The organism is Micromonospora sp. NPDC049171, from assembly GCF_040648275.1.
Classification (GTDB): domain Bacteria; phylum Actinomycetota; class Actinomycetes; order Mycobacteriales; family Micromonosporaceae; genus Micromonospora.
Map to the genome: position 1 here is coordinate 11471 of NZ_JBEZDJ010000017.1, position 26636 is coordinate 38106.

24 protein-coding genes are annotated in these 26636 nt (G+C 71.5%); 14 read left to right on the forward strand and 10 right to left on the reverse strand.

Annotated elements, in window-relative coordinates; genetic code table 11:
* Positions 1-465 precede the first annotated feature (465 nt).
* From AB0B14_RS21415 to AB0B14_RS21425, 3 genes are all read left to right on the forward strand, one after another.
* Positions 466-1674 carry an MFS transporter gene (locus AB0B14_RS21415; protein WP_357523741.1) on the forward strand — a complete coding sequence of 403 codons (1209 nt, stop codon included), beginning with the start codon at positions 466-468 and terminating at the stop codon, positions 1672-1674.
* 179 nt (positions 1675-1853) lie between these two features.
* The gene (locus tag AB0B14_RS21420; protein WP_357523932.1) at positions 1854-2150 is read left to right on the forward strand and encodes a hypothetical protein; all 297 of its coding nucleotides are present in this window, start codon (positions 1854-1856) and stop codon (positions 2148-2150) included.
* The gene (locus AB0B14_RS21425; protein WP_357067271.1) at positions 2147-2542 is read left to right on the forward strand and encodes a hypothetical protein; all 396 of its coding nucleotides are present in this window, start codon (positions 2147-2149) and stop codon (positions 2540-2542) included. The genes AB0B14_RS21420 and AB0B14_RS21425 overlap by 4 nt, the downstream gene beginning before the upstream one ends.
* An 18-nt stretch (positions 2543-2560) precedes the next feature.
* Here the strand turns inward: AB0B14_RS21425 and AB0B14_RS21430 are convergent, their stop codons facing one another.
* Positions 2561-3328, reverse strand: a complete 768-nt coding sequence (locus AB0B14_RS21430; protein ID WP_357523743.1) for an HAD-IA family hydrolase — start codon at positions 3326-3328, stop codon at positions 2561-2563.
* A gap of 86 nt (positions 3329-3414) precedes the next feature.
* Between AB0B14_RS21430 and AB0B14_RS21435 the strand changes: the two genes are divergently transcribed.
* Positions 3415-6216, forward strand: a complete 2802-nt coding sequence (locus tag AB0B14_RS21435) for a DEAD/DEAH box helicase (protein WP_357067275.1) — start codon at positions 3415-3417, stop codon at positions 6214-6216.
* A gap of 164 nt (positions 6217-6380) precedes the next feature.
* Positions 6381-7265 (forward strand): MHYT domain-containing protein, encoded by an 885-nt coding sequence (locus tag AB0B14_RS21440; protein ID WP_357523745.1) that lies wholly within the window; start codon positions 6381-6383, stop codon positions 7263-7265.
* 23 nt (positions 7266-7288) lie between these two features.
* On the opposite strand, the gene AB0B14_RS21445 is transcribed toward AB0B14_RS21440, so the two are convergent.
* The 3 genes from AB0B14_RS21445 to AB0B14_RS21455 all read right to left on the reverse strand — a co-directional run bounded on the left by AB0B14_RS21445 (position 7289) and on the right by AB0B14_RS21455 (position 11865).
* Positions 7289-8155 (reverse strand): endonuclease/exonuclease/phosphatase family protein, encoded by an 867-nt coding sequence (locus AB0B14_RS21445; RefSeq protein ID WP_357523747.1) that lies wholly within the window; start codon positions 8153-8155, stop codon positions 7289-7291.
* A gap of 118 nt (positions 8156-8273) precedes the next feature.
* Complete coding sequence (locus AB0B14_RS21450; protein WP_357523749.1) at positions 8274-9212, reverse strand: superoxide dismutase; 939 nt, start codon at positions 9210-9212, stop codon at positions 8274-8276.
* Between the two features lie 316 nt (positions 9213-9528).
* On the reverse strand, positions 9529-11865 hold the full coding sequence (locus AB0B14_RS21455; RefSeq protein ID WP_357523751.1) for a beta-L-arabinofuranosidase domain-containing protein: 2337 nt from the start codon (positions 11863-11865) through the stop codon (positions 9529-9531).
* A 759-nt stretch (positions 11866-12624) separates the two neighbouring features.
* On the opposite strand from AB0B14_RS21455, the gene AB0B14_RS21460 reads away from it, so the two are divergent.
* Entirely contained in the window at positions 12625-14409 is a 1785-nt protein-coding gene (locus AB0B14_RS21460; RefSeq protein ID WP_357067864.1) for a family 43 glycosylhydrolase, read from the forward strand.
* A gap of 458 nt (positions 14410-14867) precedes the next feature.
* Entirely contained in the window at positions 14868-16211 is a 1344-nt protein-coding gene (locus AB0B14_RS21465) for an endo-1,4-beta-xylanase (protein ID WP_357067866.1), read from the forward strand.
* A 104-nt stretch (positions 16212-16315) separates the two neighbouring features.
* On the opposite strand, the gene AB0B14_RS21470 is transcribed toward AB0B14_RS21465, so the two are convergent.
* From AB0B14_RS21470 to AB0B14_RS21480, 3 genes are all read right to left on the reverse strand, one after another.
* The gene (locus AB0B14_RS21470; protein WP_357523753.1) at positions 16316-19204 is read right to left on the reverse strand and encodes a glycosyl hydrolase; all 2889 of its coding nucleotides are present in this window, start codon (positions 19202-19204) and stop codon (positions 16316-16318) included.
* 228 nt (positions 19205-19432) lie between these two features.
* Positions 19433-19837 (reverse strand): MmcQ/YjbR family DNA-binding protein, encoded by a 405-nt coding sequence (locus AB0B14_RS21475; protein ID WP_357523755.1) that lies wholly within the window; start codon positions 19835-19837, stop codon positions 19433-19435.
* 40 nt (positions 19838-19877) lie between these two features.
* Positions 19878-20573 carry a DUF1223 domain-containing protein gene (locus AB0B14_RS21480; RefSeq protein ID WP_357523757.1) on the reverse strand — a complete coding sequence of 232 codons (696 nt, stop codon included), beginning with the start codon at positions 20571-20573 and terminating at the stop codon, positions 19878-19880.
* Positions 20574-20721: 148 nt separating this feature from the next.
* Here AB0B14_RS21480 and AB0B14_RS21485 point away from each other — a divergent pair, with 148 nt between their 5' ends.
* Positions 20722-21024 carry a GNAT family N-acetyltransferase gene (locus AB0B14_RS21485; RefSeq protein WP_357523759.1) on the forward strand — a complete coding sequence of 101 codons (303 nt, stop codon included), beginning with the start codon at positions 20722-20724 and terminating at the stop codon, positions 21022-21024.
* An 11-nt stretch (positions 21025-21035) separates the two neighbouring features.
* Here the strand turns inward: AB0B14_RS21485 and AB0B14_RS21490 are convergent, their stop codons facing one another.
* Entirely contained in the window at positions 21036-21626 is a 591-nt protein-coding gene (locus AB0B14_RS21490; RefSeq protein ID WP_357067293.1) for a TetR/AcrR family transcriptional regulator, read from the reverse strand.
* On the opposite strand from AB0B14_RS21490, the gene AB0B14_RS21495 reads away from it, so the two are divergent.
* Together AB0B14_RS21495 and AB0B14_RS21500 are read left to right on the forward strand one after the other, a co-directional pair.
* Positions 21627-21938, forward strand: a complete 312-nt coding sequence (locus AB0B14_RS21495) for an SDR family oxidoreductase (RefSeq protein ID WP_357523761.1) — start codon at positions 21627-21629, stop codon at positions 21936-21938. It abuts the gene before it with no gap.
* A gap of 35 nt (positions 21939-21973) precedes the next feature.
* Positions 21974-22690 carry an isocitrate lyase/phosphoenolpyruvate mutase family protein gene (locus AB0B14_RS21500; protein WP_357523762.1) on the forward strand — a complete coding sequence of 239 codons (717 nt, stop codon included), beginning with the start codon at positions 21974-21976 and terminating at the stop codon, positions 22688-22690.
* 124 nt (positions 22691-22814) lie between these two features.
* Here the strand turns inward: AB0B14_RS21500 and AB0B14_RS21505 are convergent, their stop codons facing one another.
* Together AB0B14_RS21505 and AB0B14_RS21510 are read right to left on the reverse strand one after the other, a co-directional pair.
* Entirely contained in the window at positions 22815-23744 is a 930-nt protein-coding gene (locus AB0B14_RS21505; RefSeq protein WP_357067299.1) for a 5'-3' exonuclease, read from the reverse strand.
* A gap of 58 nt (positions 23745-23802) precedes the next feature.
* Positions 23803-24030 carry a hypothetical protein gene (locus AB0B14_RS21510; protein ID WP_357067301.1) on the reverse strand — a complete coding sequence of 76 codons (228 nt, stop codon included), beginning with the start codon at positions 24028-24030 and terminating at the stop codon, positions 23803-23805.
* A 190-nt stretch (positions 24031-24220) separates the two neighbouring features.
* On the opposite strand from AB0B14_RS21510, the gene AB0B14_RS21515 reads away from it, so the two are divergent.
* Genes AB0B14_RS21515 through AB0B14_RS21530 form a run of 4 tightly spaced genes read left to right on the forward strand, consistent with a single transcriptional unit; the run spans position 24221 to position 26512 of the window.
* Entirely contained in the window at positions 24221-24637 is a 417-nt protein-coding gene (locus AB0B14_RS21515) for a YbaB/EbfC family nucleoid-associated protein (protein ID WP_357523764.1), read from the forward strand.
* The gene (locus AB0B14_RS21520; RefSeq protein WP_357523766.1) at positions 24634-24960 is read left to right on the forward strand and encodes a type VII secretion target; all 327 of its coding nucleotides are present in this window, start codon (positions 24634-24636) and stop codon (positions 24958-24960) included. Before AB0B14_RS21515 ends, AB0B14_RS21520 begins: the two co-directional genes overlap by 4 nt.
* A complete protein-coding gene (locus tag AB0B14_RS21525) occupies positions 24957-25847 on the forward strand; it encodes a WXG100 family type VII secretion target (protein WP_357067307.1) in 891 nt (296 codons plus the stop codon). Before AB0B14_RS21520 ends, AB0B14_RS21525 begins: the two co-directional genes overlap by 4 nt.
* A gap of 14 nt (positions 25848-25861) precedes the next feature.
* Positions 25862-26512: a hypothetical protein gene (locus tag AB0B14_RS21530; protein ID WP_357523768.1), complete on the forward strand. Its 651-nt coding sequence runs from the start codon at positions 25862-25864 to the stop codon at positions 26510-26512.
* Positions 26513-26636: the final 124 nt, after the last annotated feature.

Genomic DNA, 26636 nt, shown 5'->3' on the forward strand with positions numbered 1-26636 from the left:
GGAGCCGAACTGCACCGACAGCGCCCCGCCGAGCACCAGCCCCACGGCGACGACGCCACCCCGCTGGGCCGGTGGCGTCTCGGCCGGCGATGGCGTGGGCAGCAGGGTCTCGGTCACGGGCACGACGGTAGGCGCTCGGCTCCGGCCGTCAGGCGGCGGTGTCCACCTGCCGAAATGCGTGCCCTCCCAGTCGGTTCGTGGCGAAGCCCGCGTCTGCTGCTCGTCCGTCTGGCGAGCGTCTGCGGGGATACAGGAGCCTCGATGGGCGGCTACCCTGTTCGGAACGATATCGATCCACAGTTGGGAGCAGGGATGCGCCTCGACCTGGTCACGGTCTCCGCTTCGCCGCGAGAGCCCGCCCGGTACTGATCGGGCAGCACCGGGGATTCCCGCCGGTGCTCTGGTGCTCCTCGCCGCGGAGCGGTCTGACGACGACCGTTTCCTTCCCTGGCTCGAGGAGCTCTTTTGCGTGCCCTTGTATCCGCGCGTCTTGGCGCGGACTTCACCAGACTGTGGACCGCCGCCGCGGTGTCCAACGTCGGCGACGGCGTGACCATGGCTGCCGGCCCCTTGTTGGTCGCTTCCGTCACCGACAAACCGGCCCTCATCGCCGGCGCCGTCTTCGCGCAGCAACTGCCCTGGCTGCTGTTCGCCCTGATCAGCGGCGCCTATGTCGACCGACTCGACCGGCGCCGCATGGTCATGGTTGTCAACCTGGCGCGGGCAGGAGCCCTGGCGGGGTTGGCGGCTGCCATCGCGACCGAGACCGTCAGCGTGATCATCATCTACCTGGTGCTCTTCATCCTGGGTGTCGGAGAAACCCTCGCGGACACCGCCATGGGTGCCCTACTCCCGGCGGTGGTCGCCCCCGACGAACTGGCGAGCGCCAACGCCCGGCTCTACGCGAGTTTCACCGTCGGCAACCAGTTCGTCGCCAAGCCGCTCGGCGCATGGTTGTTCGTCATCTCCGCCGCCGTACCCTTCGGCGTCGACGCGCTCACCTTCGCGATCTCCGCGGCGCTGATAGCGGGTATCCGACCTCAGCCGGTCTCCGCGAAACCCCGTCAGCAGACCTCACTGCGTGCCGAGGTCGCCGCAGGTCTGAAGTGGTTGTGGCAACACCGCCTGCTGCGGCTCCTCGCTGTCAGCATGGGCCTGAGCAACATCGCGTTCGGTGCCGCGTTCGCCGTGTTCGTACTTTACTGCCGGGAGCGTCTGGGTGTGTCTGGCGTCGGCTACGGCTTCCTGCTGACCGCGTTCGCGGTCGGCGGCCTCGTCGGCACGACCATCGCCGCGAGACTCACGCGAGCGCTCGGCAACGCCACCGTGTTGCGCGCCGGCCTCGTCGTCGAGATCGTCACCCACGTGTCCCTCGCGATCACGACGACACCCTGGCTGGCCGCCATCGCCCTGGTCGTGTTCAGCATCCATGCCATGGTGTGGGGCATCGTCGTCACCTCGGCCCGGCAGCGGGTCGTGCCGCCACCGCTACGCGGCCGCGTCGGCAGCGTGTACGCGTTGCTGGATCTCGGCGGAGCCGCGCTGGGGTCGCTCCTGGGCGGCCTGTTCGCCAGCGTCTGGGAGATCACCACACCGTTCTGGATCGCCGCCGCCGTGATGGTGACGATCACCGTCCTCGCCTGGCGTCCCCTGCGCGAAGCTGGAGCCGCCTGACCGCCCTGGCCTCGGTGTCGAGCGGCGGTGTCTCGCCGCTCGCCACCGGGGTATCCGGGCTGGCGCTCCGAGGTTCCGACCGCTCTGGCCGTGCGCCGCGAGACCGCAAAGCCGACACGGCGGTAGATGTTCGCCACCCACGGTGCTACCGGCGTACGGTTCCTGGTGTGACGAGTGCGATGCGGAAACTATCGATCTCCGTGCCACCCGACGTGGCTGAGCGCCTGGAGCGGGAGTCCAACGCCAGCGCCTACATCACCCAGGCCGTCCGCGACCGGATGCGGCTGGACGCCCTGGACGCGGAGCTGGCCCACCAGGGCATCCCGATCACCGAGCAGGGCGTGGCCGAGGCGCGCGCCCGCCGGGCCGCCGTGGAGGCCGACTGGTCGCCGGAGCGCCGCAGCGCCCTTCGCGAACGGGCCCGCCAGCACGCGCTGGACGCCGCCGCCGGAACGCCCGAACAACCGGCCGCGTGAGCCCCGAGGACGACCGACCGGTCCGGCTCGTGCTGGACCGGTCGGCACTGCTGGCGTACCTGGCGGGGTCGGTGCATGTCGGGGAGCCGCTGCACGAGGTCATCCAGGACCGCAACAGGTTCGGCGTCACCGCCGTGACCGCGGCGGAGGCCCTGGCGATCGTCGACGACCCGAAGGAACGAGCGACTCTGCATCGGCTGCTGAATCTGGACGCCTGTGCGGTGCTCTCGACCGAGGGGCACTCCTGGCACGAGCTCAGCTTCTGGCGCACGCTGACGGGCCGTGCCGACCTGGCCACCACGGCGCTGGCCGTCCTCGAACACGACGCCTCGATCCTCACCGGGGAGGCCCGGTACGGCGACGAGCTACCGGTGATTCACCTCCCCGGCTGACGGCACAGCACGGCGGGTTCAGGCCGGCAGGGCGAGGTCGAGCACCGCGCCCAGCCCGTTCTGCCGGCCCGGCTCGGCGGCCGGGAGCACCAGCACCGAGCAGCCGGCGGCCACCGCGCCCGCGTCGGACGGGGTGTCACCGACCATCAGCGTCTGCTCCGGGTCGACGCCGAGCATCCCGCAGGCCCGCCAGAAGATCGCCGGGTCGGGTTTGCAGCGTCCCACCTCGTACGACAGGGCGAACGCGGAGACCAGGTCGGTCAACCCCCAGGTGTCGAAGTGCGGCCGGAGGTCGAAGCCGATGTTGCTGACCACCGCCACCGGCACCCCGGCGTCCCGCAGCGCGGTCAGCGTGGGCGCGGCGTCGGCGTACGGCTGCCAGCCCTCGGCGGTCAGCAGCCGCTCGTAGAGCGCGTCGGCGAAGCCCTCGATTCCCGCGTCGACGGTCTCGGCGAGCCCGACGTACGCGCCCCGGTGGGCGTGTTGGTAGAGATCCCGGTCGGCCCACAGCTCGGCCAGCCGGGGCGGCACCCGTGCCGGCAGGGGCCCGCCGGCGCGCCCGGCGGTCAGCAGCCGGTCGGCCAGCGAGGTGGCCTTGACGCGGTCCAGGGTGACCCCGCACGCCGCCGCGGCCTCCAGCACCCACTGCCGGGGCTCCTCCACCTGGGCCAGGGTGCCGTGGAAGTCGAAGAGCACCGCCTTGACAGGCCGTCGGGACGCCCGGGGGGCGGCGGCCTCGGCGCTGCCCGGCGGACGGGTCTGGGGCGGTTCGGCATGGTCCGGCACGCCGTGCACCCTACCGATCGCCCCCGATGGCCCAACCGGACGGCCTTGTGGGGTGTCCCGTGCCGGCACGCACTAATCTTGGTGTCATGTCGAGCCCCGCCGAGCGGTACGCAGCGGCGCGCCGCCGGGCCGCACAGGCCGCAGAGTTTCCGGCGCTGGACGAGTTCGCCCTTGACCTGGGGTTCGACCTCGACGACTTCCAGCGGGAGGCGTGTCAGTCGTTGGAGCGGGGCAGCGGTGTGCTGGTCTGCGCCCCCACCGGCGCCGGCAAGACGGTGGTGGGGGAGTTCGCCGTACACCTGGCTCTGCGGGGGCGGCCCGGCGACCCGGCGGCGGCCGACGACGCGGCGACCCCGCCGGCCCGGCGCAAGTGCTTCTACACCACGCCGATCAAGGCGTTGTCCAACCAGAAGTACCACGACCTGGTCGCCCGGTACGGCGTCGACCAGGTCGGCCTGCTGACCGGCGACAACGCCATCAACGGTGACGCGCCGGTGGTGGTGATGACCACCGAGGTGCTGCGCAACATGCTCTACGCGGGCTCCAGCACGTTGCAGGGGCTGGCGTACGTGGTGATGGACGAGGTGCACTACCTGGCCGACCGGTTCCGGGGCGGGGTGTGGGAAGAGGTGATCATCCATCTGCCGGCCTCGGTCACCCTGGTCTCGTTGTCGGCGACCGTGTCCAACGCCGAGGAGTTCGCCGACTGGCTGGTCACCGTGCGCGGCGAGACCGCCGTGGTGGTCAGCGAGCACCGGCCGGTGCCGTTGTGGCAGCACATGCTCGTCGGCAAGCGGATGTTCGACCTGTTCCATGACGCCGACGCGGCGCGCAAGCACGACGTGCACCCGGAGTTGCTGCGCTACACCCGGGAGACCGCGCGGCGACTGGAGTTGGGCGAGGGGCGCAGCGCGGGGCCCGGTGCGGGCCGCCGTGGCCCGCGCTGGCGTGGCCCGATGCGACCGGACATCGTCGACCGACTGGACCGCGAGGGCCTGCTCCCGGCGATCCTGTTCATCTTCAGCCGCGCCGGGTGCGCCGCCGCCGTGCAGCAGTGTCTCGCCGCCGGGCTGCGGCTCACCTCGCCCGACGAGCGCGCCGAGATCCGCCGGGTCGTCGAGTCGCGGGTCACCGCCATCCCCGGCGAGGACCTGTCGGTGCTGGGTTACTGGGAGTGGCTCGACGGCCTGGAGCGCGGCCTGGCCGCCCACCACGCCGGCATGCTGCCGGTGTTCAAGGAGATCGTCGAGGAGTTGTTCGTCCGCGGTCTGGTCAAGGCGGTCTTCGCCACCGAGACCCTGGCGCTGGGCATCAACATGCCGGCCCGGTGCGTGGTCCTGGAACGCCTCGTGAAGTACAACGGCGAGGCGCACGTCGACCTGACCCCGGGGGAGTACACCCAGCTCACCGGCCGGGCCGGCCGCCGGGGCATCGACGTGGAGGGGCACGCCGTCGTGGTGTGGTCCCCGGAGACCGACCCACGGCAGGTGGCCGGTCTGGCGTCCACCCGCACCTACCCGCTGCGCTCCAGCTTCCGACCGTCGTACAACATGGCGGTCAACCTGGTCGGCACGGTCGGCGCGGAGCCGGCCCGGGCGCTGCTGGAGTCCTCGTTCGCCCAGTTCCAGGCCGACCGGTCGGTGGTCGGCCTGGCCCGGCAGGTGCAGCGCAACACCGAGACCATCGACGCGTACGGCGCGGAGGCCGCCTGCCACCACGGCGACTTCGACGAGTACTTCGCGCTGCGGGTGGCGATCGCCGACCGGGAGAAGGCGATCGCCCGGCAGGGGCAGACCCAGCGCAGGGCCGCCGCGGTGGCGGCGCTGGAGCGGCTGCGGGTCGGCGACGTGATCCGGGTGCCGTCGGGCCGGCGGGCCGGGCTGGCCGTCGTGCTGGACCCGGCGACCGGCGGGTTCGGGGAGCCCCGGCCGATGGTGTTGACCCAGGACCGCTGGGCCGGTCGGGTCAGCCTCGGCGACTTCACCACCCCCGCCGAGGTGTTGGCCCGGATCCGGGTGCCCAAGCACTTCAACCACCGTTCACCGGCCGCCCGCCGGGATCTGGCCGCCGAGGTCAGCGGCACCGGCCTGGACCGGCACGGCGGCCGACGGGGTGGCCGTTCCCGGCAGGCGACCGGCGAGGACCATCGGCTCACCCAGCTCCGCACGGAGCTGCGCAACCACCCCTGCCACGCCTGCCCGGAGCGCGACGACCATGCCCGGTGGGCGGAGCGGCGTCGGCGGCTTGAGCGCGACACCGAGGAGCTGCGGGAGCGGGTCTCTGGGCGGACCGGGTCGCTCGCGCGGACCTTCGACCGGATCGTGGCGTTGTTGACCGACCGCGGTTACCTGGGCCGCGACGGCGCGGTCACCGACGCCGGTCGGATGCTCGGTCGGATCTGGACCGAGGCGGACCTGCTGGTCGCCGAGTGTCTGCGCCGGGGGGTGTGGAACGGGCTGTCGCCGTCGGAGCTGGCCGCCGCGGTGTCGGTGGTGGTCTTCGAGGCGCGCCGCGACGTCGACGAGCGGGCGTCGTTGCCGCGCGGGCCGGTGGCCGACGCGGTGGAGGAGACGCTGAAACTGTGGGGCGAGATCGAGGCCGACGAGGCGGCACGCGGGCTGACCGCGACCCGGGAGCCGGATCTGGGTTTCGCCTGGCCCGTCTACCGCTGGGCGCGGGGCGAGGCGCTGGCCAAGGTGCTCGGCAGCGGTCACGAGATCGACGGTGAGATGCCCGCCGGTGACTTCGTCCGGTGGGCGCGACAGGTGGTCGACCTGCTGGGTCAGCTCGCCGACTCCGGCGGTGCCTCGCCAGAGCTGCGGTCCACCGCCCGCCAGGCGATCGCGGCCGTCAACCGGGGCGTGCTGGCCTACCACACCTCCGCCTGATCGTCACACTCAGTTACGGGCGCCGACGAGTCGGCGCTTCGGACAGTCACCGCGACAGCACCCCCCGAATAGCTTGGGGGGCACTGTTGCGCCTGTTCACGCCACCCCTGATCATTGCCGAGCGCGCCTGTTAACGCGCCGGTAACGAACGGGGGAAGACCGCTGTGGCGGACATCAATCACTTTGAGTACGGGTGGATCACGCCCGCGTTGAGTTACGCGTTGTCCGTGCTCGGTTCGGTCCTCGGGCTGGTGTGCGCCGGACGTATCCGCACCGCGCGCACCACCGGCCAGCGGGCCTGGTGGGGTCTGCTGGCGGCCTGGGCGCTGGGCGGCACCGCCATCTGGGCGATGCACTTCATGGCCATGCTGGGCTTCGCCGTGCAGGGCACCCGGATCCGCTACGACGTGCCGCTGACCGCGGCGAGCACGGCCATCGCCGTGGTGGCCGTCGGCATCGGCCTGGCCATCGTGGGCACCGGCCGGCTGAATCCGCTACGACTTGTCGCCGGTGGCGTCTTCACCGGTGCCGGGGTGGCCTCCATGCACTACACCGGGATGGCGGCGATGCGCCTCAACGGCAGCCTCGGCTACGACACCACCCGGGTTGTGCTCTCGGTGGTCATCGCCGTCGTGGCGTCCACCGTCGCGCTGTGGCTCGCGATGACCGTCCGCCGAGGGTTGGCGATTTTCGCCTCCGCGCTGGTCATGGGCGTCGCCGTGAACGGGATGCACTTCACCGGCATGAGTGCCCTGTCGGTGCACCGGCACGAACGGGTGGGCGGGGTGACCGGCGCCCAGGTGAGCACGCTGCTGGTCCCGATCATGGTGGCGGTGATCTTCGGCGTGGTCGGTCTGCTCTACGCCCTGCTCGCCGCCCCGACCGACGACGACCGGGCCGCCGCCGCGTACCTCGATGGGCGGCGGGCCCCGGAGCCGACGCCCGCGACGCCTGCCGTCGCCCCGGACCCGGTCGGGTTGCGGGCCCGATCCACCCTCGGTCAGCCGGGCACCCCGTTCCCGTCCCGCCGGGACAACCCGCCGCGCTGAGCGGCGACCGGGCGGGTACGGGGTCAGGTCGGCGGCCGGCCGGGCCGACTGCCGTCGATGCGGAGGGTGGCCAGCAGCCCGGGATGGTCGGTCGCCCCACCCATCGCCACGGACCTGCGACAACAGAGACCGATGTCGGTCGTCGCCACGATGTGTTGCCGCGCGCCGTCGTCGATGCGCTGGTGACCCGGCGGCGTGCAGGACCGTACGTCCGGGTCGCCGCCGTCGCGGAGGTTGAGGTCGCCGCCGAGCAGGACTGGCGCGTGCCCGGTCCGCCGGCGGACGGTCGGCAGGATCGTGTCGAGCAGGTGCCGGCACTGGGTGAGCGCGACACCGTCACCGGTGTTTGCGAGATGCGTGGTGCAGGCGAGCAGGACCCCGTCGACGTCGACGCAGAGCCAGGCGCGTTCCTCGGGGTCCGCGAGGTCCTGCGTCGGGTGGATCCCGCGATACACGGCGGGCGGGGTGTCGGTTGTCCGCACCCGCGTCAACAGTCCCACGCCGTACGGTTGGCCGTTGCGGCACCGGGTGTCGTCCCCGCTGGGGCGGTCACCGGCGGCCTGGAACGCGGACACGACCCGCCGGCCGGTGTGGACTGTCGCGAACACCCCCTCCAGGGTGGTGACGTCGTCCCGGCAGATCTCGTTCAGGGTGACCAGGTCGGGTGCCTCGGCGCTGATCACTTCGGCGGCCCGGTGCACCGCTCGGCCGGTGAAACAGCCGGCGCGACCGCTGTTGCAGAGGTTCATCTGCAGCACCCGCACGATCGTGGGCCCGGTGCTGTCGGTCGAGCTGGTCACCGGCGCCCCGCCGGGTAGTGCGGCGGCGGCGAGCAGGCAGCCGACGGCCAGGGCGCGACGCAGAGGGCGGTGCGAACGGCGGTCGGCCACGCGGGCTCCGGGTGCAGAGGGCGACAGTCTTCGCCGAGGTGCCCGTGATCCTACTGACGACCGGCCCTGGCCTGGGCTGCCGAGGGGGCACCCGCGGTGCGCGTACCCCCTCGGGCGCTCAGCCGGCGCGGACCGCGACGACCGTGTACGGCGTGGTCGGCGTCGGGGGTGTGGTGAAGCGGCCGTTGGGCAGGTAGAGCCGGCCCAGCGCCTCGGCGACGGTGGTGGGCACGTCGAAGCTCGGGTCGGTGATGGTGCCGGTGACCGTGCCCCTGGTGCCGGCGTGGTTCAGCGTGGCCACCGCGATCTGGTTGAGGCTGTTCTGTACGACGTAGAGGGTGCGCCCGCGCAGCAGCAGCCCGTCGCCGTTGGTGAAGGTGTAGCCGGGCACGTCCACGACGGTGGTAGCGCCGGTCGCCGGGTCGACCCGGTACAGCGTCCCGGTGTTGGACTGCACGACGATCAGCGCACTGCCGTCCGGTGTGGTGGTGATGCCGTTGAGGTTCACGCCGGTGCCGACCTGCGCGTACGCCCCGGTCAGGGCGATGGTGGTGAAGCCGTCGGCGGACGGCAACGCCCCACCGCGACCGAGCGGCAGCCGGTAGAGCACCGGCCGGTTCGAGTCGGTGAAGTACGCGGCGTCGCGGGTCAGGATGACGTCGTTGACGAACGTCGGGGTGGTGGCGAACTGGTAGCTCGCCAGCACCTCGCCGGTGCGGGTGTCGAGCACGCGGGCGTCGCCGGCGGTGCCCCCGGCGACGAAGAGCCGGCCCCGTGGGTCGATCTTGAGGCCGAGGGACGGGGTGCCGGTGGGTGCGCCGATCGTCGTGCCCCGGCCGGTGACCAGGTCGAGGCGCTGGATCGCGCCGGTGGCGCGGGAGCCGACGTAGGCGTACCGGCCGGCGGTGGCGATGCCCTCGGGTGGGAACCCGTCGGGCAGGGCGAGGACGGTGGGCAGCCGTCCTGCGGGGTGCGCCTGTGCGGGCGCGACGGCGACGGAGGTCAGCAGGACGGCGGTCAGGGCACCGCCGAGCGCGGCCCGAATGGGTCGGTTCACTGTGCTCCTTCCGGGCGGAGGGCGGCACGCGCCGACAGATCCGCCACGATCACTGGGGCCAGGACCCTGCCACTGTACGACCGCTGCCGACCGCCCGCCCGGCGTCGCCGGCGCGGTCCGCGGGGTGACCGCGCCGGCCTAGGGCCTGTGTCAAAGCCCCTGGCCGGCCTGCGACGGCCCCAGACGACGACCGGCCGCGTTGCAGATTGGTCCGGATACAACACCGGTATCCGGACCAATCTCCGCCTTGCCGGATCGCCGCCTGGACTCCGCCTCGGCTCGACCGAGGACTTTGACACAGGCCCTGGGCGGATCGTCAGGCGTTGCGGACCAGCCGCCAGCGGTTGTCCGCGCTGCCGTTGTCCGAGTCCTGCACGGCCTGGGCGCCCAGGGCGGTCGAGGCGTTCAGAATGCCGAGCAGCTTGTTGCTGTTGACGTTGCGGATCTTGTAGGTGCCGTCGCCGTTGTCGACGAGGATCCACCGGTGGTCGGCGGTGCCGTTGTCCGCCCACTGCAGGACCCGGGCGTTGTCGGCGGTGGACATGTTCTCCACACCGAGCACCTTGTTGCTGTGGGCGTTGCGGAAGCGGACCGCGTTGCCATCGGTCACGACCACCCAGTTGTGGTCGGCGGTGCCGCTGTCGCTCCACTGCACGGCCAGACCACCGTCGGCGGTGGACATGTTCTGGACGCCGAGGACCAGGCCGGTGCCGACGTTGACCAGGCGGTAGCTGCCGGTGGGGCCGCCGCCGCTGCCGCTGGTGTTCCAGTAGACCGTGTAGTTGTAGCCGTGGGCGTCGTAGAAGGGGGCGAGGTTCACCGTGGACCCGTTGGCGGTGGCGGTGAACGCGAGCGAGCTGGTGCTGGTCCGGGTGATCGAGGAGACGGTCAGGGTGGGCAGGGTGCTCAGCGCCGTGTTGCCGTAGTTGCCGGCCAGCACCGTGGGGCCGTAGGTGACCGCGCCGACGTTGGCGTTGTCGTTGGTGGCCTTGACGGCGACCTGCATGGGCAGCCGCACGGTGATGGTGTCGCCCGCGGCCCAGGTGCGCGTGACGGTGGCGTAGCTGCCCGGCGTGGTGGTGACGTTCTCCACCGTGCCGTTGACGGAGATCGTCGCACCGCTGGTCCAGGACGGGATCCGCACCCGGATGCTCCACGAGCCGCTCATCGAGCCGCCCAGGGTCAGGGTGGTGGTGTCACTGACCGGGAAGCTGGTGGTCTGGGTGACGGTGATGCCGCGCTGCGTCCAGTCCAGCACCGACGGCGTGAAGAGGTTCACGCTCAGCGTGGTGCCGTTGTAGAAGTAGATGGAGTCCATCAACCTCGTGTTGATCTCCAGGCCGGTGCCCTGGCAGCACCAGAACGAGTTGTAGTCGGTGCTCCAGGTGCCGCCACCCCACGCCGGGCCCACGCCCCGACGGCCACCTGGCCGCAGCGGGGTGAAGTAGGTGATGTGGCCGCGGCTGTCGGCCGAGTTCTGTCCGCCGATCAGGTGGTTCATCAGCGCGCGCTCGTAGTAGTCGAAGTAGTCGGCCCGGTTCGGGTCGATCAGCCACAGCTCCCGGGTCAGTTTGAGCATGTTGTACGTGTTGCACTGCTCGCAGGTGTCATTGGTGAGGTAGCCGGCGATCGCGTTGGGCGGCCGGAAGTGCTCCGCCTGGCTGTTGCCGCCGATGACGTAGGTGTGCGCGCCGACGGTGATGTTCCACGCGTTGCTGGCGATGTTCCGGTAACGGGTGGTCCCGGTGGCCTTGTACTCCCGGGCCGCGCCGATCCACTTGGGCACCTGCGTGTTGGCGTGCTTGCCGTTGAGCTGGTCCTGGTTGTTGGCCAGCGGGTCGAACACGCCGGCGTGGTCGAACCGCTGCGCGGTGGCGAGCCACCGGCTGTCGCCGGTCTGCTGGTAGATGTCGGCGAGCACGTCGTTCATGCCCCCGAACTCGGTGCCCAGCATCGACTGCATCTGGCTGGAGCTCAGTCGGCTCGTCCGGTTGTCGACCCAGCCGGCGAGGGACAGCAGCACGGTGCGGGCCTGCGTGTTGCCGATGTAGCGCCAGACGTCGAGCAGGCCGGCGAGGGTCTTGTGAATGCAGTAGTAGGGCACGTTGCCGTTGGACAGCGTCCGTGCCTCGAGCGCGTTGAAGTCGGACTCCGGGAAGCCGGAGAGGTAACCCGCGCCGAATCCGGCGGCGCCGTTGTTCGCCTGGCACTTGGCCAGCTCGGCGACCATGTAGTTCGCCTTGTCCCGGCAGGTGGTGTCGCCCAGCACCGCGTACGCGTACGCCCACGCGCTCAGGAAGTGGCCCTGCATGTGGGTGCGGAACGGGAAGTTCGGCGCGTCCCAGCCCCCGTTGGTGGCGGCGCCGTTCGTGGACAGCCGGTGGTTGGCCCGGAAGTTGTAGAGCATCCGGTCGACGTCGACGAACCGCAGGTAGTTGAGCGTCCGCGACTGGTTGTCCATCCAACGGCCGGAGGTCAGCCGCACCTGACCGAGGTCGAACGCGTACGCCGAGACGCCGATGTCCGCCCGGACCGGGGGAACCACGGCGGCCGCGGCGCTGCCGGCGGCGAGGGTGGTGCCGGTGGCGGACACCACCGCGGTGGCTCCGGCGGCCTGAAGGAGGTGGCGACGGCTGAGGGGCAGGGGTGGCATGGAAACCTCCAGGGACTTTGGTACGGGGACGGGTGCGCTATGGGGGGTGCTACGCACGGTGGGGTTCTGGCGGTCGGCGGTGCTCGAACTGCCACGGTGCGCGTCGGTGCTGGCGGTCGTCGGCGCGGCGTGGTGGAGCGGTTGCCGCCGTGGTCGCGACGGGCTGCCCGGAGGCCTATCGCGGCACATCGATGTGATCGCTAACATAGTTGGTCGTTAACACGCCCGCAACCCCCGAGTGCGCCTCGCTGATCGCCCTTGCGCGTCGGTCGGGTGGCGGCACCCCGTGGCCCCTGGTCGGCGGCCGTCGAGGGGGTGGCCGTTGGTCCGGAATGGACGCGGATGGGGCTTCTGGCCACCACAAGATAACAGCGCGTAACGGGCAGTCGCTGCCGGCCGGCGGTGCCGCCCCGTTGACGTCGGCGGCACAGCTCAGTACGTTGCATCGTAAATCTTGGATGTCGTCGTCGCTACATCCGTGCGGCGATGTCGTTACGGCGGCCATTCCGCATCGCTCAAAAGTCCAGGTCAGGCGCCGAGGAAAGCATTGACGAAGATCTGTTAGCGCTAACACGGGTGCCCGTGCTCCTTCGCACGCGCACGGTGCGGCCCGTTCGACCGGCAACCCGGGTAGCGGTGACTCGTCGACTCGACGCGGGCCTCGCGCACAGCGCGCTCTCTCTGGGAGTAATCGTGAAGGTGAGAACCCGAACCACCACCACCCGGACCACCCGCGGGCTCAGGCGCGCCGTCGCCTGGCTGGCGAGTTTCGTCTGCGTCCTCGCACTGGCCCCCGCCACCGCCTCGAAGGCGGACAATCCGATCGTCCAGCACGTCTACACCGCTGATCCGGCACCGTTGGTGCACGACGGTCGGGTGTATCTGTACACCGGGCACGACGAGGACGGTTCGACGTACTTCACCATGCGCGACTGGCGGGTGTTCTCGTCGGCGGACATGGTGAACTGGACCGATCACGGGTCGCCGATGAGTCTGGCGACGTTCGCGTGGGCGGACGCCAACGCGTGGGCCGGTCACGTGGTCGCCCGCAACGGGAAGTTCTACTGGTACGTGCCGGTGCGGCAGCGGTCGAACGGGCAGATGGTCATCGGCGTCGGCGTGGCGGACAGCCCGACCGGGCCGTTCCGTGACGCGCTCGGTCGGCCCCTGGTGGGCAACAACGAGATCGATCCGAACGTGTTCATCGACGATGACGGGCAGGCCTACCTGTACTGGGGTAATCCCGGTCTGTGGTACGTGCGGCTGAACGCGGACATGATCTCCTACTCGGGCAGCGCGACGCGGATTCCGTTGACGACCGCGGGCTTCGGCACTCGGACGGGGAACGCCTCCCGGCCGACGCTGTACGAGGAGGGGCCGTGGGTGTTCAAGCGCAACGGGTTGTACTACAACGTGTTCGCGGCGGAGTGTTGTTCGGAGTTCATCGCGTACTCGACGGCTACCGGTCCGACGGGCCCGTGGACGTACCGCGGGACGATCATGCCGCGGCAGGGTGCGAGTTTCACCAATCACGCCGGGGTCGTCGACTTCAACGGCGGATCGTACTTCTTCTACCACAACGGTGCGTTGCCCGGCGGTAGTGGTTACACCAGGTCGGTGGCGGTGGAGAAGTTCTCCTACAACTCCAATGGCACGTTCCCGACGATCACGATGAGCACGACCGGGGCGCCGCAGGTGGGCACCCTGAACCCGTACGTGCGCCAGGAGGCCGAGACGATCGCGTGGGGCTCCGGGATCGAGACCGAGGTCGCCAGCGAGGGCGGTATGAACGTCGGGTGGATCGAGAACGGCGACTACGTCAAGGTCAAGGGCGTCGCGTTCGGCGCGGGCGCGACGTCGTTCACCGCCCGGGTCGCCTCGGCCACCAGCGGTGGGCGCATCGAGGTCCGCCTCGACAGTGCCACCGGCCCGGTCGTCGGCACCTGCACCGTGGGCGGCACCGGCGGCTGGCAGACCTGGACCAGCACCACCTGCGCGGTCAACGGCGCCACCGGCACCCACGACCTGTACCTGCGCTTCGCCGGCGGTAGCGGCAACCTGTTCAACATCAACTGGTGGCAGTTCACCGGCACCGGCGGCAGCGGCACCGTGCTCACCAACGGTGACGTGGAGAACGGCACGACGGGCTGGAGTGTGCACGGCAGCGGGACGCTTTCCCGGAACACGTCGGTCGCCCACGGCGGCGGCGGGTCGCTGTCGATCACCGGCCGGACCGGGGCGTGGAACGGCCCCGGCCAGGACGTGACCTCGAAGCTCACCAACGGCAAGACCTACACCACGAACGTCTGGGTACGGGCGCAGAGCGGCACACCGTCGGCCAAGGCGACCCTGTCGCTGACCGCGAACGGCACGACGAACTACGTCCAGCTCACCCCGGCCGTGGGGGTGAACGTCAACGGCTGGACCCTGCTCACCGGCACGACGACCGTGTCGTGGAGCGGCACGCTGTCCAACGCGACCTTCTACGTCGAGACGGCGGCGGGCACCGACGGCCTCCTCGTCGACGACGCCTCGTTCCAGTGACGCCTGCTGCCGGAGCCGTCCGTGGGCGGCTCCGGCAGCGCCGTGCCCCGGCGTGACGACCGGAGCGACACGCATCCCGGCGGCGGATCGTTACGACTTGACGAACGGCATGTTATCGCTCACAGTCGATGGTTGAGGGCGGCCGCACCTGTGGTTCACCGGGCGAGCCTGTCGGCCGCACCTCGGAGCGCGACGTCCGCCCAGGGCATGCCGGACGTCGTGTCGGGGTCTCCCACCACCGGTGCCGTGCTGGCGACTGGGCTTCCTGGTTTCGCGCTGGTGAGCCGACCCCACGGCGGGCTGGCGTCGACAGCGCCGATGTCACCGACTTCGCAGGAGCAGATTCGGGCGCTGCACCTCCATCACCGAACCACCACAGACAAGGAATTCGCATGAATCACAAGAGAGTCCTGCGATTGGCGGTGACCGTCGCTGCCACCGGCGCACTCGCCGCCGGCATGACGATGACGCTGACCTCCACGGCCAGTGCCGGCACGACCCTGAAGGCGTCGGCGGCCGAGAAGGGCCGCTACTTCGGCGCGGCCGTCGCGGGGCAGAAGCTCTCCGACAACACGTATGTGACGATCCTGAACCGCGAGTTCAACAGTGTCGTGGCCGAGAACGACATGAAGTGGGACGCGACCGAGCCGCAGCAGGGTCGGTTCAACTACACAGGTGGTGACCGGCTGGTCGCGCACGCGCAGGCCAACGGTATGAGTGTGCGGGGCCACGCGCTGCTGTGGTATCAGCAGGAGCCCGGCTGGGCGCAGAACATGTCTGGCAGCGCGTTGCGCAGCGCGATGATGAACCACGTCACGCAGGTCGCGACCCACTTCAAGGGCAAGATCTACGCGTGGGACGTGGTGAACGAGGCGTTCGCCGACGGCAACAGTGGTGGGCGGCGTGACTCGAACCTGCAGCGCACCGGTAACGACTGGATCGAGGCGGCGTTCCGGGCGGCGCGGGCGGCGGATCCGGGTGCGAAGTTGTGTTACAACGACTACAACACCGACGGGATCAACGCGAAGTCGACCGGGATCTACAACATGGTGCGGGACTTCAAGTCCCGTGGTGTGCCGATCGACTGCGTGGGTTTCCAGTCGCACCTGGGCACGTCGTTGTCCAGTGACTACCAGGCCAATCTGCAGCGTTTCGCCGATCTCGGCGTGGACGTGCAGATCACCGAGCTGGACGTGATGAGCGGCGGCAACCAGGCGAACGTCTTCGCCGGGGTCACCCGCGCGTGCATGAACGTCTCGCGTTGCACCGGCATCACCACGTGGGGTGTGCGCGACTGTGACTCGTGGCGTGGGTCGGACAACGCCCTGCTCTTCGAGTGCAGCGGTAACAAGAAGGCCGCGTACACCAGCGTTCTGAACGCCCTCAACGCCGGCCCGGCGATCACCCCGTCGCCGACGACGCCGGGGCCGACGACGCCCGGCCCCACCACCCCGCCGCCCACGACTCCTCCGCCCACCACCCCGCCGCCCACGACGCCCCCGCCGGGCCCGGAGGGTTGCACGGCGTCGGTGTCGGTCAACTCGTGGACCGGTGGTTTCGTGGCCAGCGTGAAGGTCACCGCCGGCTCGGCCGGCACGAACGGGTGGAACGTCAGCGTCACGCTGCCCAGTGGCGCGAGTGTCACCAACACCTGGAGTGCGACGGCCAGTGGCTCCACCGGCACGGTCCGGTTCGCCAACGTCAACTACAACGGCCGGCTCGCCGCCGGCCAGGTCGCCGAGTTCGGCTTCCAGGGCACCGGCAGCGGGGCTGGCATCACGCCCACCTGCACCGCCTCCTGACCGAGCACGACTGACCGAGCACGACTGATCGACCCGTCCCCGTCGGCCGGTGTGCGGGACCATTCCTGGTCCCGCACACCGGCCGTTCGCCGTGCACGAGCCGATCAGGAGTACGGCAGCCGCACCACCGACTGGTTGCCGATGCCCACGGTGCTGGGGTTGTTGCCGATCGCCGACCAGATCTCCACCCGGACCGTGCCGTTGCTCAACGTGCCCAACGTGCCGGTGGCCGAGGCCAGGCCGGCGCTCTGGGTGTAGTGCTCGTAGCCGGGCACCGGGTCGGTGGCGAAGTAGCGCAGCGTCTCCACCCGCTCCCAACTGCCGTTGCCGGTGAGGTCGTAGGAGACCCGCACCTGCACACCGTTGCCGACCGCCGTCCCGGCATCCACGAACAGGTCGACAGCGGTCTGCCCGCCGGAGTAGGCGAGGTTGAGGCCGGTCGCCGTGAAGACCTGCGGGTTGGTGGGCGTACCGTCGTGGTTGCCGTTGGCGGCCGCGACAGTCGCCGTGGCCGCGCTGCCGGCGGCGCCCAACCCACCCCCGGGCAGCAGGTACCGGGTGGGACCGCCGGTCGTCGGCGGCGGGGTCGTCGGCGGCGCCGTCGTCGGTGGCGGCGTGGTCGTCGGTGGGGTGGTCGTCGGAGGTACGCCGCCGGAGGCGTTGCCCCCACTCCACGTGTACGCCCCGGTGGTCGCCGTCTTCCCGGCTCCCACGGTGAGGGTGGTGCCGTTGGAGAACGTCACGGTGATCGGGGCGGCGGTCGGGTTCGACGCCACGTAGGTGCGCGCGCCGTTGCGCGAGAACACCGCCGACAGCGGGTGGTTGCCGGTCACCGTGGTGTCGACGGTGCCCAGCGCCGCGAGGTTGCGGATCCAGTGGAAGGTGTGTGCCCGGCTCTCGCCCTCCTCCGGGGTGTAGCCGGGGTTCGCGCGGAGGTTCGCCAGCGCCGCGTCCGGGTCGCCGAGGGCCTGGAACTGCCAGTGGATGTCCTGCCACACCGTCGGCGGTCCGCCGTTGTTGCGGACCAGTTCGGCGTAGTTGGTCCGCACGTACGCCGGGTTGTTGCCCAGGTAGAGGTGCCCGCCGGTGATCGGCAGCAGGTTGATGCCCTGGATCATCTCCGGCTCGCCGCTGAACCAGGTGGCGTACGCGCCGCCGTCGCCCCAGACCATGCCGACCGTCGAGTGCCCGAAGGCGGCGGGGAAGTTCTGGTCGCTGACGTCGAACCAGTACTCCGCGATGGCGGCGGCCTGGGTGGTGTAGAGGAACACGCCGGCGTCACGGACGGCGGTGTCGCCGGTGACCTGCCCCCACTGGATGAGGGCGCTGGCGAAGTTCATCCCCTCCGACGAGGACTCCTGGTTGTTGCCGGAGCCGAACGAGCCGTGCCCGGACGCCCAGTCGTGGCCGGCGTAGATGTCGAAGTCCCGCAGGTAGGGAAAGCGGGTGTCGTCGCGGCGGTAGTTGTTGGCGTCGCGGATCAGCAGGTCCACCATGCCGCCGTAGCGGCTGGTGGTGGCCCAGGTCGGGTCGAACTTGGCAAGCGTGGCGGCGGCGGCGATGTAGTAGCCGTAGTGGAAGTGGTGGTCGTTGAGTTCCTGGTCGGAGCCGTACGACGCCGGGTAGCCGATCAGGGTGCCCCAGTTGTTGTCGTAGTAGAAGACCCGGCTGGCCTTGCCGCTGGACGCGGTGAACCAGTCGGTGAGCGTGCTGCGGATGGCGTTCAGCGCGCTGTCGCGGGTCGCGGTGTCGTTGACCAGGTCGGCGATCTCGGCGATGCGGGCGGCCCGGCCGAGCCCCTTGCCGGTCCAGTAGGTGTCGTTGCCGCGCTGGTCCATCGGGTTGGCGCGGGCGGCGGCCAACTGACCGGTGAGCGTCGCCAGGTCGCTGCCGCTGCCGTCGCCGACGGCCGGCAGTTCCGGCAGGATGCCCTGGAACTTCATGGCGGTACGGAACTGGTTGACGCCGGTGAGCACCTTCATCCGTCCGCGCGCCGACGGGTAGGTCGGCGTGATCGCGGTGGATCCGCTCAGCGACTTCCACTGGTGCGGGTAGAGGCTGACCACGGTCTGCGTGGCGGTGCCCTCCCGGGCGGTGGTGGTGAACGCGTACGTGGTGGTCACGCCGCTGGTGGCCGGGTTGTACGCGTACGAGACCTGGGTGCCGGTCACGTGGGCGTGCGCGTACCGGCCGTAGGTGGCGGCCAGGTCGGCGCGTTCCGTGGCGCTGGACGTGGGCGGCAGCAGGGCGACGGAGAAGTAGCCCCGACCGGCGAGGGTGGACGAGAGCCGGCCCCCGGCGACAGTCCAGGTGGCGCCGCTGGGCGCGTACCCGACGTAGTCGTGACCGTTGACCCGGAAGCCGATGGTGGCGCCGCCTGCGGACCACACCTCGGGGGTGCCGGCGGTGCCGATCACCGCGTCGCCGCCGGTGGTCTGGAAGTACGCGAAGGGCAGCCCGTGGCCGATGGTGGCGCGCATGGTGCGGGTGCCGTCGCTCCAGTGTGGGCTGACCGTCCAGTCGGTCCAGCCGTCCACCCTGACCTGGGGTGCGCCGAGCCCGGCCACGCCGACCCGGATGTCCTGGACGTAGGGGTAGTGGTATTCGCCGACGCCGGTCGCGGTGCCGCTGATGGCGGGCGTGGAGTTGGCGGAGAAGCCCAGGCCGTCGGTGAAGGTGTCGTACGAGATCGGGTGGGCGTGCAGCGGTTCGCTGAAGGAGCAGTCGGTGCGCTTCCACAGCAGCGAGGACCACCAGTCGTTGGTGGGTATCGGCCCGGCCGGCGCGTTGGCGGTGGCGAACTGCCGGGGGTTGCTGGACATCGCGCCGCATCCGGTGGGGAGCGGGCCGACTCCGGTGGTGGTGTAGCTGCCGGCGCCCACGGGTGCGGCCTCCGCGGCGCGGGTGACGGGGATCGCGAGACCGCCGACGACCAGGGCCAGAGCGGTGGCCGTGGCCAGGGCCCAGCGGCGGCGGGGGACGGGAGGTTTCATGGTGCCTCCATCGCGCGCCGGGATGCGGCCCTAGCCGGGCCCGACGCGGTGCGTCTGAATTGGGGGGAAGGTCGAGTGAGAGAGCGCTCTCACAGGTCACGGTAGTGGAGCACCGAGATCCCCGTCAATGTGTCCAACCCGTTGCGTGCCGATGTCGCCAGGGTCTGTGTCAAAGCCCTCGGTCGAGCTGGACTCGCCGCAGGCCGGCCAGGGGCTTTGACGCAGACCCTAGCTGCCGGTGCCCGCTTCCGTCGCGTCGACCGACACGCCGTCGTCGACGTCGCCCAGGAGCGCCTCCGGTGCCCGCATCCGCCACGCGTCGGTCACCAGCTCGCGCAGACGCTCGAGGTCCACCACCGCCAGCCGCAGCAGCACCAGGGGCAGGCCGTGGTAGCCGGGCGTGGTGAAGAAGAGGTCGGGCTCGCCGAGCAGGAGCGCCTGCTTCTCGGCCTCGTCACCGACGAACAGCACGGCGATGTCGAGTCGGATCACCCGGGGCTTTCCGGGGACGCGCTCCGGATAGGACCAGACGAAGCCCTTGTCGGCCACCCGGAAGTCGAAGCCGTCACTGGGATTCTCCACCACGTGCGGCAGGGCCAGCGCCATCCGGCGTACGTCATCGGCGTCAACCACCGAGGCCCCCCGCAGCGCACACGATCAGCATGTGCCGAGATTACGCGGTGGACAGGTCGACGGCGGTGGCACCGAGGACGGCCCGGTTGCCGTTCTCCTGCACGTAGCCGACGACGGTGGCGCCGCGCGGATCGAGATCCGGTGGCGCCGCGAGCTCCACCCGTCCCCGCTCGGCGTGCGGATCCACGGACGTGAAGGCGCGGACCACGTTGTCCTGTCGGAGCGTCCGTCCGGCGTTCTCCCCCCGGGCGATCTCGCTGTCCAGGCCGCGTTCCACGATCGCCACGTGCAGCACCGCCCCCTGCGGCGGCTGCGCGATCTGGTAGTCCACCGCCACCCGCTGCCCGCCGAGGTCCGGTGCGGTGAGTGTGACCGGCGTGGTGGCGGTCGACGTCAGGGCGGACGCGATCGCGCTGGCCGCACGCCGACGGTCGGAGCCGACGAACTCGACGGTTCCGTTGACGACCATCTGCGGTGTGTACAGCCGTCCGGTGCCGAAGGCGCGGGCGTACGCCTCCTGCCGCGCGGTGTACGCCGCGTCCGCGAAGCGGTCGGGCCAGCCCAGATCGTCCCAGTAGTCGACGTGGAAGCCGAGGGCGAAGACGGGTTGCCCCCGATCCCGGGCGTCGCGCTCGATCTCGGTCAGCACCTCCTCCGCCGGAGGGCAGCTCGAACAGCCCTGCGAGGTGAACATCTCCACCACGGCGAAGCCGAGGTCCCTCGACGGGTTCGTCATGTGGCGCGTCTCCTCCCACGTCCCGGCCGGCGGCCCACGTCCCGGCCGGCGGCGCTGCGTTTCCCGTTACCGCCGGGACAATGCGCGCGGCGTCACCTCCAGCCCGGCCGCACGGTGGGTGGCGCGGGGTGGGTGGTTGGATGGTCGGATGCAGATCACCGTGGCAGACGCGCCGGAGCGGGAGCGTTTCGAGGCGCGTGACGAGGCGGGGGCGCTCGCCGGGTTTGTCACCTATCAGCTGACCGGCAGCATCATCGCCTACACCCACACCGAGGTCGATCCGGCCTTCGAGGGCAGGGGTGTCGGGTCGACGCTGGCGCGCGCGGTGATGGACGACGCGCGGGCCAGGAAGCGGACCGTCGTGCCCATCTGTCCGTTCCTCGCCGACTGGCTGGTGAAGCACCCGGAGTACGAGGGCATCGTGGTCCGGTCCACCCGCAAGATCAAGTAAACGCGCCCCGGTCAGGCGTCCGGGAGGAACCTGGCGGCGATGGTGCGGGCGGTGGCGGTCAGCGTGTCGATGTCCAGGCCGGTCCGCCCCATGAACACGAGTCCCTGCTGCGCGGCGAGCAGGGCGCGCGCCGTTTCGACCGGATCGACGTCGCGTGGCAGGTCACCCTCGTCCTGGGCGCGTCCGACGCACTGCGCGACCAGGTCGGTCGTCGCCTCGTAGGTGCGGCGGGCCTCGGCGAGGACGTCCGGGTCGCTGGTGGCGAGTTCGTACGTGCTGTTGGCCATCAGGCAACCGCGCCGGGCGGCGGCCCCGCCCGGGTCGTGCACCGGTGCCATGACGAACGCGCGCAGCGCGTCCACGGCACGCGGGGTGGACGTGAGCATGTCGCGCAGGTAGCCGCCGCTGGTGTCGGTGTATTCCCGCAGCGCGCGCAGGAACAGCCGGTGCTTGTCGCCGAAGGCGCCGTAGAGGCTGCCCTTTCCCAACCCGCTGACGCGGACCAGGTCCTCCAGCGAGGTCGCCGCGTAACCGGCATCCCAGAACTGGTCCCGGACGGCGCGTAGCACCTGCTCCTCGTCGAACTGCCGTGGCCTGGCCATGTGACCAGCTTAGCGATTCTTGACCGCTCAGTCCATCAAGCCTATGGTGGACCGAACGGTCAAGAATTCGGTCACGGAGAGGAACGACTCATCACACAGCCTCTTGCGGGCAAGGTCGCGCTCGTCACCGGCGGATCACGCGGTCTCGGCACGGCCACGGCCCGCGCTCTGGCCGACGCCGGCGCGGACGTCGCGCTCCAACGCGTCAGCGACGCCGCCGAGACCGCCGCCACCATCGCGTTCCTGGCCAGCCCCGCGGCCTCGTACATCACCGGCGCCGTGCTTGACTCCAACGGCGGGTACACCGCCTGATCCCGCCCCTGCGCAACCCCCGGGAGCCCTGAACGATGACAGCCTCCACCTTCCGCGCCCTGCACCACGACCGCCCCGACGGCGACCCGCTCGTCCTGCCCGGGCCCTGGGACGCCGGCAGTGCGCGGGTGTTCGCCGACGCCGGCTTCCCGGCGCTCGCGACCCCGAGCGCCGGGGTCGCCGCCTCGCTCGGGTACGAGGACGGCGCGACCCCGGCCGATGAGATGTTCGCGGCGGTGGCGCGGATCGTCCGGGCCGTGTCCGTGCCCGTGTCCGCCGACGTCGAGGGCGGTTACGGGCTCGCCCCTCGCGAGTTGATCGGGCGGCTCCTGGACGCCGGTGTCGTCGGCTGCAACCTGGAGGACTCGGACGGTCACGGCACGCTCAAGGATGCGCAGCGGCACGCCGACTGGCTGGCCGAGGTGCGGGCGCAGGCGGGTGACGCGCTCTTCGTCAACGCGCGCGTCGACACCTTCCTGGTCGGGCAGGGTGACCCGGCCGACGCGGTGCGTCGTGCCCGTCTCTACGTGGCGGCCGGCGCCGACTGCGTCTACCCGATCCTGGCCCCGTTGGCGGTGCTCCCGCGCTTGCGGGAGGGCATCGCGGGGCCGCTCAACATGGCCGCCGACCCGGACCGGGAGTCCGTGACCGAGCTGGGCCGCCACGGCGCCACGCGCATCACCTTCGGCCCGGGGATGCAGCGGTACGCGATGGGCGCGATCGGCGACCTCGCGGCGAGGCTGCGCCCCTGAAGCCCGGCCTCGCCCGCCCGCGCCGCCGCCAACGGCGGCGACCACGCCCGCGGGCCGGGCGCTGCGAAGCAGGCGCGCTGCGACATCGGCGCGCTGCGAACCCGGGGCGCTGCGAACCCGGCGCTCAGGCGGCGTCGGTGCGGGCCGCGAGGGCGTCCACCAGGCGGCGGGTCGAGCCGGCCAGGTTCCACTGGCCGGCAAGCTCGACCAGCCGGTCCGGGTCGACCGGCGCGGTCGGCAGCTCGGTGGCCAGCTCCGGCAGCGGCACGTCCAGCGCGACCCGGACCACCGTCGGCGCGACGGCCAGGTAGTCGCGTGCCGCGGCCAGCTTGGTGCGTAGGCCCGGTGCGAAGGACGAGTCGGAGTCGTCGAGCGCGGCCAGGATGCCGGCGATGCTGCCGTAGCGCTCGATGAGCCGGGCGGCGGTCTTCTCGCCGACGCCCGTCACGCCGGGCAGCCCGTCGCTGGGGTCACCGCGCAGCGCGGCGAAGTCGGCGTAGCGGTCGGCCGGCACGCCGTAGCGGGCCCGCACCGCGGCGTCGTCGCAGTCGTCGAGCTTGGCCACGCCGCGCCCGACGTAGAGCAGCCGGACCGGCCGGGTGTCGTCGATGAGCTGGAACAGGTCCCGGTCGCCGGAGACCACCTCGACCGGCCCCGGCTGGGTGACCGACAGCGTGCCGAGCACGTCGTCGGCCTCGTAGCCGGTCGCGCCGACGGCGGTGATGCCGACCGCCGCCAGCACCTCCAGGATCATCGGCACCTGCGGGGAGAGGGTGTCCGGAACGATCTCGCCGCCCTGTGGGGCGACCCGGTGCGCCTTGTACGACGGCAACAGGTCGACCCGCCACGCGGGCCGCCAGTCGTGGTCCAGTGCGCAGACCATCCGGTCGGCGCCGCGCCCGCGGATGAGGGTGGCGAGCATGTCGAGGAAGCCGCGCACCGCGTTGACCGGGGTGCCGTCCGCGGTGCGCGCGGCAGACTCCGGAATGCCGAAGTAGGCCCGGAAGTAGAGGCTGGCTGCGTCGATCAGCAGGATCGGGGGTCGGTGTGCCACGCCGGACAGCCTGGCACAAGCCCCCGACGATCCGGGGTACGCCCGGCCGTCGGCGGTGTCAGCGCCGCTCGTCGTGCCGGTAGACGGTCGCCCGCCGGGCCAGGTGCTGCACGACGTAACTGGTCACCAGCAGCAGGATCGCGACAAGCACCTCCACCCAGGCCGCGACACCGTCGGCCACGGTGACGCCGATGATCAGCAGGACCAGGCCGACGAGCGCGAGGACCCCGGCCCACAGCTGACGGCGTCGGCGGGTGGCCGTCCGGTTCGCCTCGTTCGTTGCCACGTGATCCTCCCGGCCGGGCGCCCGCGCGGGCGTTCCCGGATCCAGGCTATGGCCCCACCCGCCGTGCGAAGGGGAAAACCCCGGCGCTGGCGGATCCGCGCGCACGCCGAGCCACGGCACGGGACAGCCAGGTTGGACCGGCATCGGTACGCTCGTCGCTCGTACGGTTCTGACGGGGGTGACGGTGAGTGTGAGTGACGAGACCCGGGCCTGGTTCGGGCGGTTGGTGGCCGACACGCGGGAGCGGTTCGCGGGGCTGGCCGAGCTCGGTGACGACCCCGAGCGGCTGTACGGCGAGGCGCGGTCCCCGGAGGGCGTCGTCGCGGTGGTGGCGCCCGGGGGGATGCCGGTCCGGCTCACGCTGAGCACCTCGGCGTTGCGGCTGGGGCCGCAGGAGCTGGCGGAGCGCATCGTGGCGACCCAGCGGGAGGCCGCGGCCGAGGCCGGGCGGCGGCAGGCCGAGGTGGTCCAGGAGCTCATCGGCCCGGCCACCGGCGGGGCCGTCGACGTGCGATCGATGGTCGACCGGGCGGTCGACAAGGGCCGGTTCCGTGCGGCCGCGGAGCAGCTCGACTCCGCCGACGACCAGTTCGGCAGGCGTCGGTGAGCGGCGACGGCTTCACCGTCCAGCCGGCGGCGCTGCGCGCGGCTGCCGCTGCTCAGGAGGCCGTCGCCGGGGCCGCCGAGTCGACCGCCCGCACCGTCGAGTCGGCCACCGCCCAGGGCAACCTCTTCGGCGTGATCGGGCAGATGGCCGGCCTGGACGCCGGCTACCGCGGCTGGGTGGCCGACGAGGTGACCTCGCTGGAGGCGCTCGTCCAGTACCTGCACGACCTGGCCGACGGGCTGCACGCCAACGCCGAGGCGTACGAGCACACCGACTCGGGCAACGCCGACCACCTGGCCAGCCAGTACCCGGAGCGGTCATGAGCCAGCCGGGCGCCGTCGACGTCGCCAAGGGCTACCAGCAGGTCCGCGACACCTGGGACCAGGTCACCAGCCCCGCCTCCGAGGCGCTCAACACCGGGTTGGACGCGCTGCTCTACCCGTTCGTCTGGCCGCTGCTGCAGTTGCTGGAGCTGTGCGTCGGCGACCCCGACCAGCTCGACGCGCACGCGGGTGCCTGGCGCAACGCCGCCACCCAGCTGCGGCAGGTCGCCGAGCAGGAGCGGCAGGGCCTGGACGCGCTGCGTCCGGAATGGACCGGTCAGGCGGCCGAGGCGTACGCCAAGCGGATTGACGCGCTGGTGCAGGGGTTGGACGCGGCGGCCGGGGAGATGGCCCGGACCGCCGACAGCCTCGGCGACACCGCGATGGACCTGCGCGACTGTGAGGAGATCATCCGGACCATCATCCGGGAGCTGGTCGAGTGGCTGGTGATCACCTGGCTCGCCGCGCAGGCGTTGGCGATCATCACCGCCGGTGCGTCCGAGGCGGCGGCCGCCGTCGCCTCGGCGGCGGAGACCGGCATCGCGGTCAGCCGGACCACCCGGATCATGGCGCAGCTGCACCGGGCGCTGGAGGCGTACAAGGCCATGATGGAGGCCCTCAAGGCGCTGGGCACCGTCGGCAAGATCGCCGCGTGGACCATCAACAAGCTGTACGGCCCGAAGGCCATGCTGAAGATGGGCATCAAGCTCGCCACCCCACTGGACGGGTCGATCGTCGGCGAGGGGTTGCAGTCGGTCGGTGACATGGTCATCAACTCCTCCGCCGACGAGTACGAGGATCGCCGCGGCGGTGACGACGGCGACGGCAGTCGCTGGCGGCGTACCGTGAGTTCCTGGACGGACCCGGCAGCCGACCGGGCGCCGTGACGCGGGGAGGATCGATGGACGAGCAGGCGGCGCGCCGAGCGGAGCTGCTCGCTCAGGTGGGGGCCGGGTTGGCCCCGGGCGAGACCCTGCGGGAGGCGTGCTGGTTCACCCGCGTCCCGGGCCGGCGATCGGCCGGGGAGGTGTTCCGTGCCGAGTTGAATCCGCTGCGGGTGGCGGAGGGGCTGGCCTGGGATGCCGTCGGGGTGACCGCCTCCACCGGGCCCGGCGTGGAGTGGTATCAGGCGGCCCGCAACGGGGTGCTCGGCGGCCCGCCCGGTTCGGTGGGCGTCGGGCTGGACGAGCGGCTGCCCGAGCCCACGGTCGCCCAGGTGCTGGCGCTGACCAACCGTCGTGTGCTGGTGCTGCGCCGCCAGGGCGGTCGACCGGCCCCGACGCCGCCACCTGCCGGCGGCGGTCTGCGGGATCGCCTCGCGGCGGCGGCCAACCAGGTGCGGGCGGCCTGGCAGGGGCCCGGCCCGGTGGACCGGGACGTGCCACTGGAGGTGGCCTGGCAGCTGGGCGTGGAGTCGCTGGTCCGCCTCGACGCGCTGCCCGGCGGCACGATCGGGCGTCTCGCCCTGCTCTTCGCCGACGGCTCGTGGATCGTGCTCGGTCCGCCGGACGCCGCCACCGCGCTACGGATGGCGTCGTCGCGCGCCGGGTGATCGCACCGCCCTGACGGGTGTCGGCGGCCGGGCCACCGAGCCGACCGCCGACCCGACCATGCTGGTCGTGCCGGCGGCCCACCAACGCCAGAAGATCCCGGCCCGATCGTCGACGCGCGTGTCG

What these genes read in the sequence shown, in the direction of transcription:
- AB0B14_RS21420 (WP_357523932.1), top strand. Translation starts at nt 1,854, where the DNA reads ATGCGGAAACTATCGATCTCCGTGCCACCCGACGTGGCTGAGCGCCTG.
- AB0B14_RS21435 (WP_357067275.1), top strand. Translation starts at nt 3,415, where the DNA reads ATGTCGAGCCCCGCCGAGCGGTACGCAGCGGCGCGCCGCCGGGCCGCA.
- AB0B14_RS21455 (WP_357523751.1), bottom strand. Translation starts at nt 11,865, where the DNA reads ATGCCACCCCTGCCCCTCAGCCGTCGCCACCTCCTTCAGGCCGCCGGA.
- AB0B14_RS21465 (WP_357067866.1), top strand. Translation starts at nt 14,868, where the DNA reads ATGACGATGACGCTGACCTCCACGGCCAGTGCCGGCACGACCCTGAAG.
- AB0B14_RS21470 (WP_357523753.1), bottom strand. Translation starts at nt 19,204, where the DNA reads ATGAAACCTCCCGTCCCCCGCCGCCGCTGGGCCCTGGCCACGGCCACC.
- AB0B14_RS21480 (WP_357523757.1), bottom strand. Translation starts at nt 20,573, where the DNA reads ATGACGAACCCGTCGAGGGACCTCGGCTTCGCCGTGGTGGAGATGTTC.
- AB0B14_RS21485 (WP_357523759.1), top strand. Translation starts at nt 20,722, where the DNA reads ATGCAGATCACCGTGGCAGACGCGCCGGAGCGGGAGCGTTTCGAGGCG.
- AB0B14_RS21490 (WP_357067293.1), bottom strand. Translation starts at nt 21,626, where the DNA reads ATGGCCAGGCCACGGCAGTTCGACGAGGAGCAGGTGCTACGCGCCGTC.
- AB0B14_RS21500 (WP_357523762.1), top strand. Translation starts at nt 21,974, where the DNA reads ATGACAGCCTCCACCTTCCGCGCCCTGCACCACGACCGCCCCGACGGC.
- AB0B14_RS21525 (WP_357067307.1), top strand. Translation starts at nt 24,957, where the DNA reads ATGAGCCAGCCGGGCGCCGTCGACGTCGCCAAGGGCTACCAGCAGGTC.
- AB0B14_RS21530 (WP_357523768.1), top strand. Translation starts at nt 25,862, where the DNA reads ATGGACGAGCAGGCGGCGCGCCGAGCGGAGCTGCTCGCTCAGGTGGGG.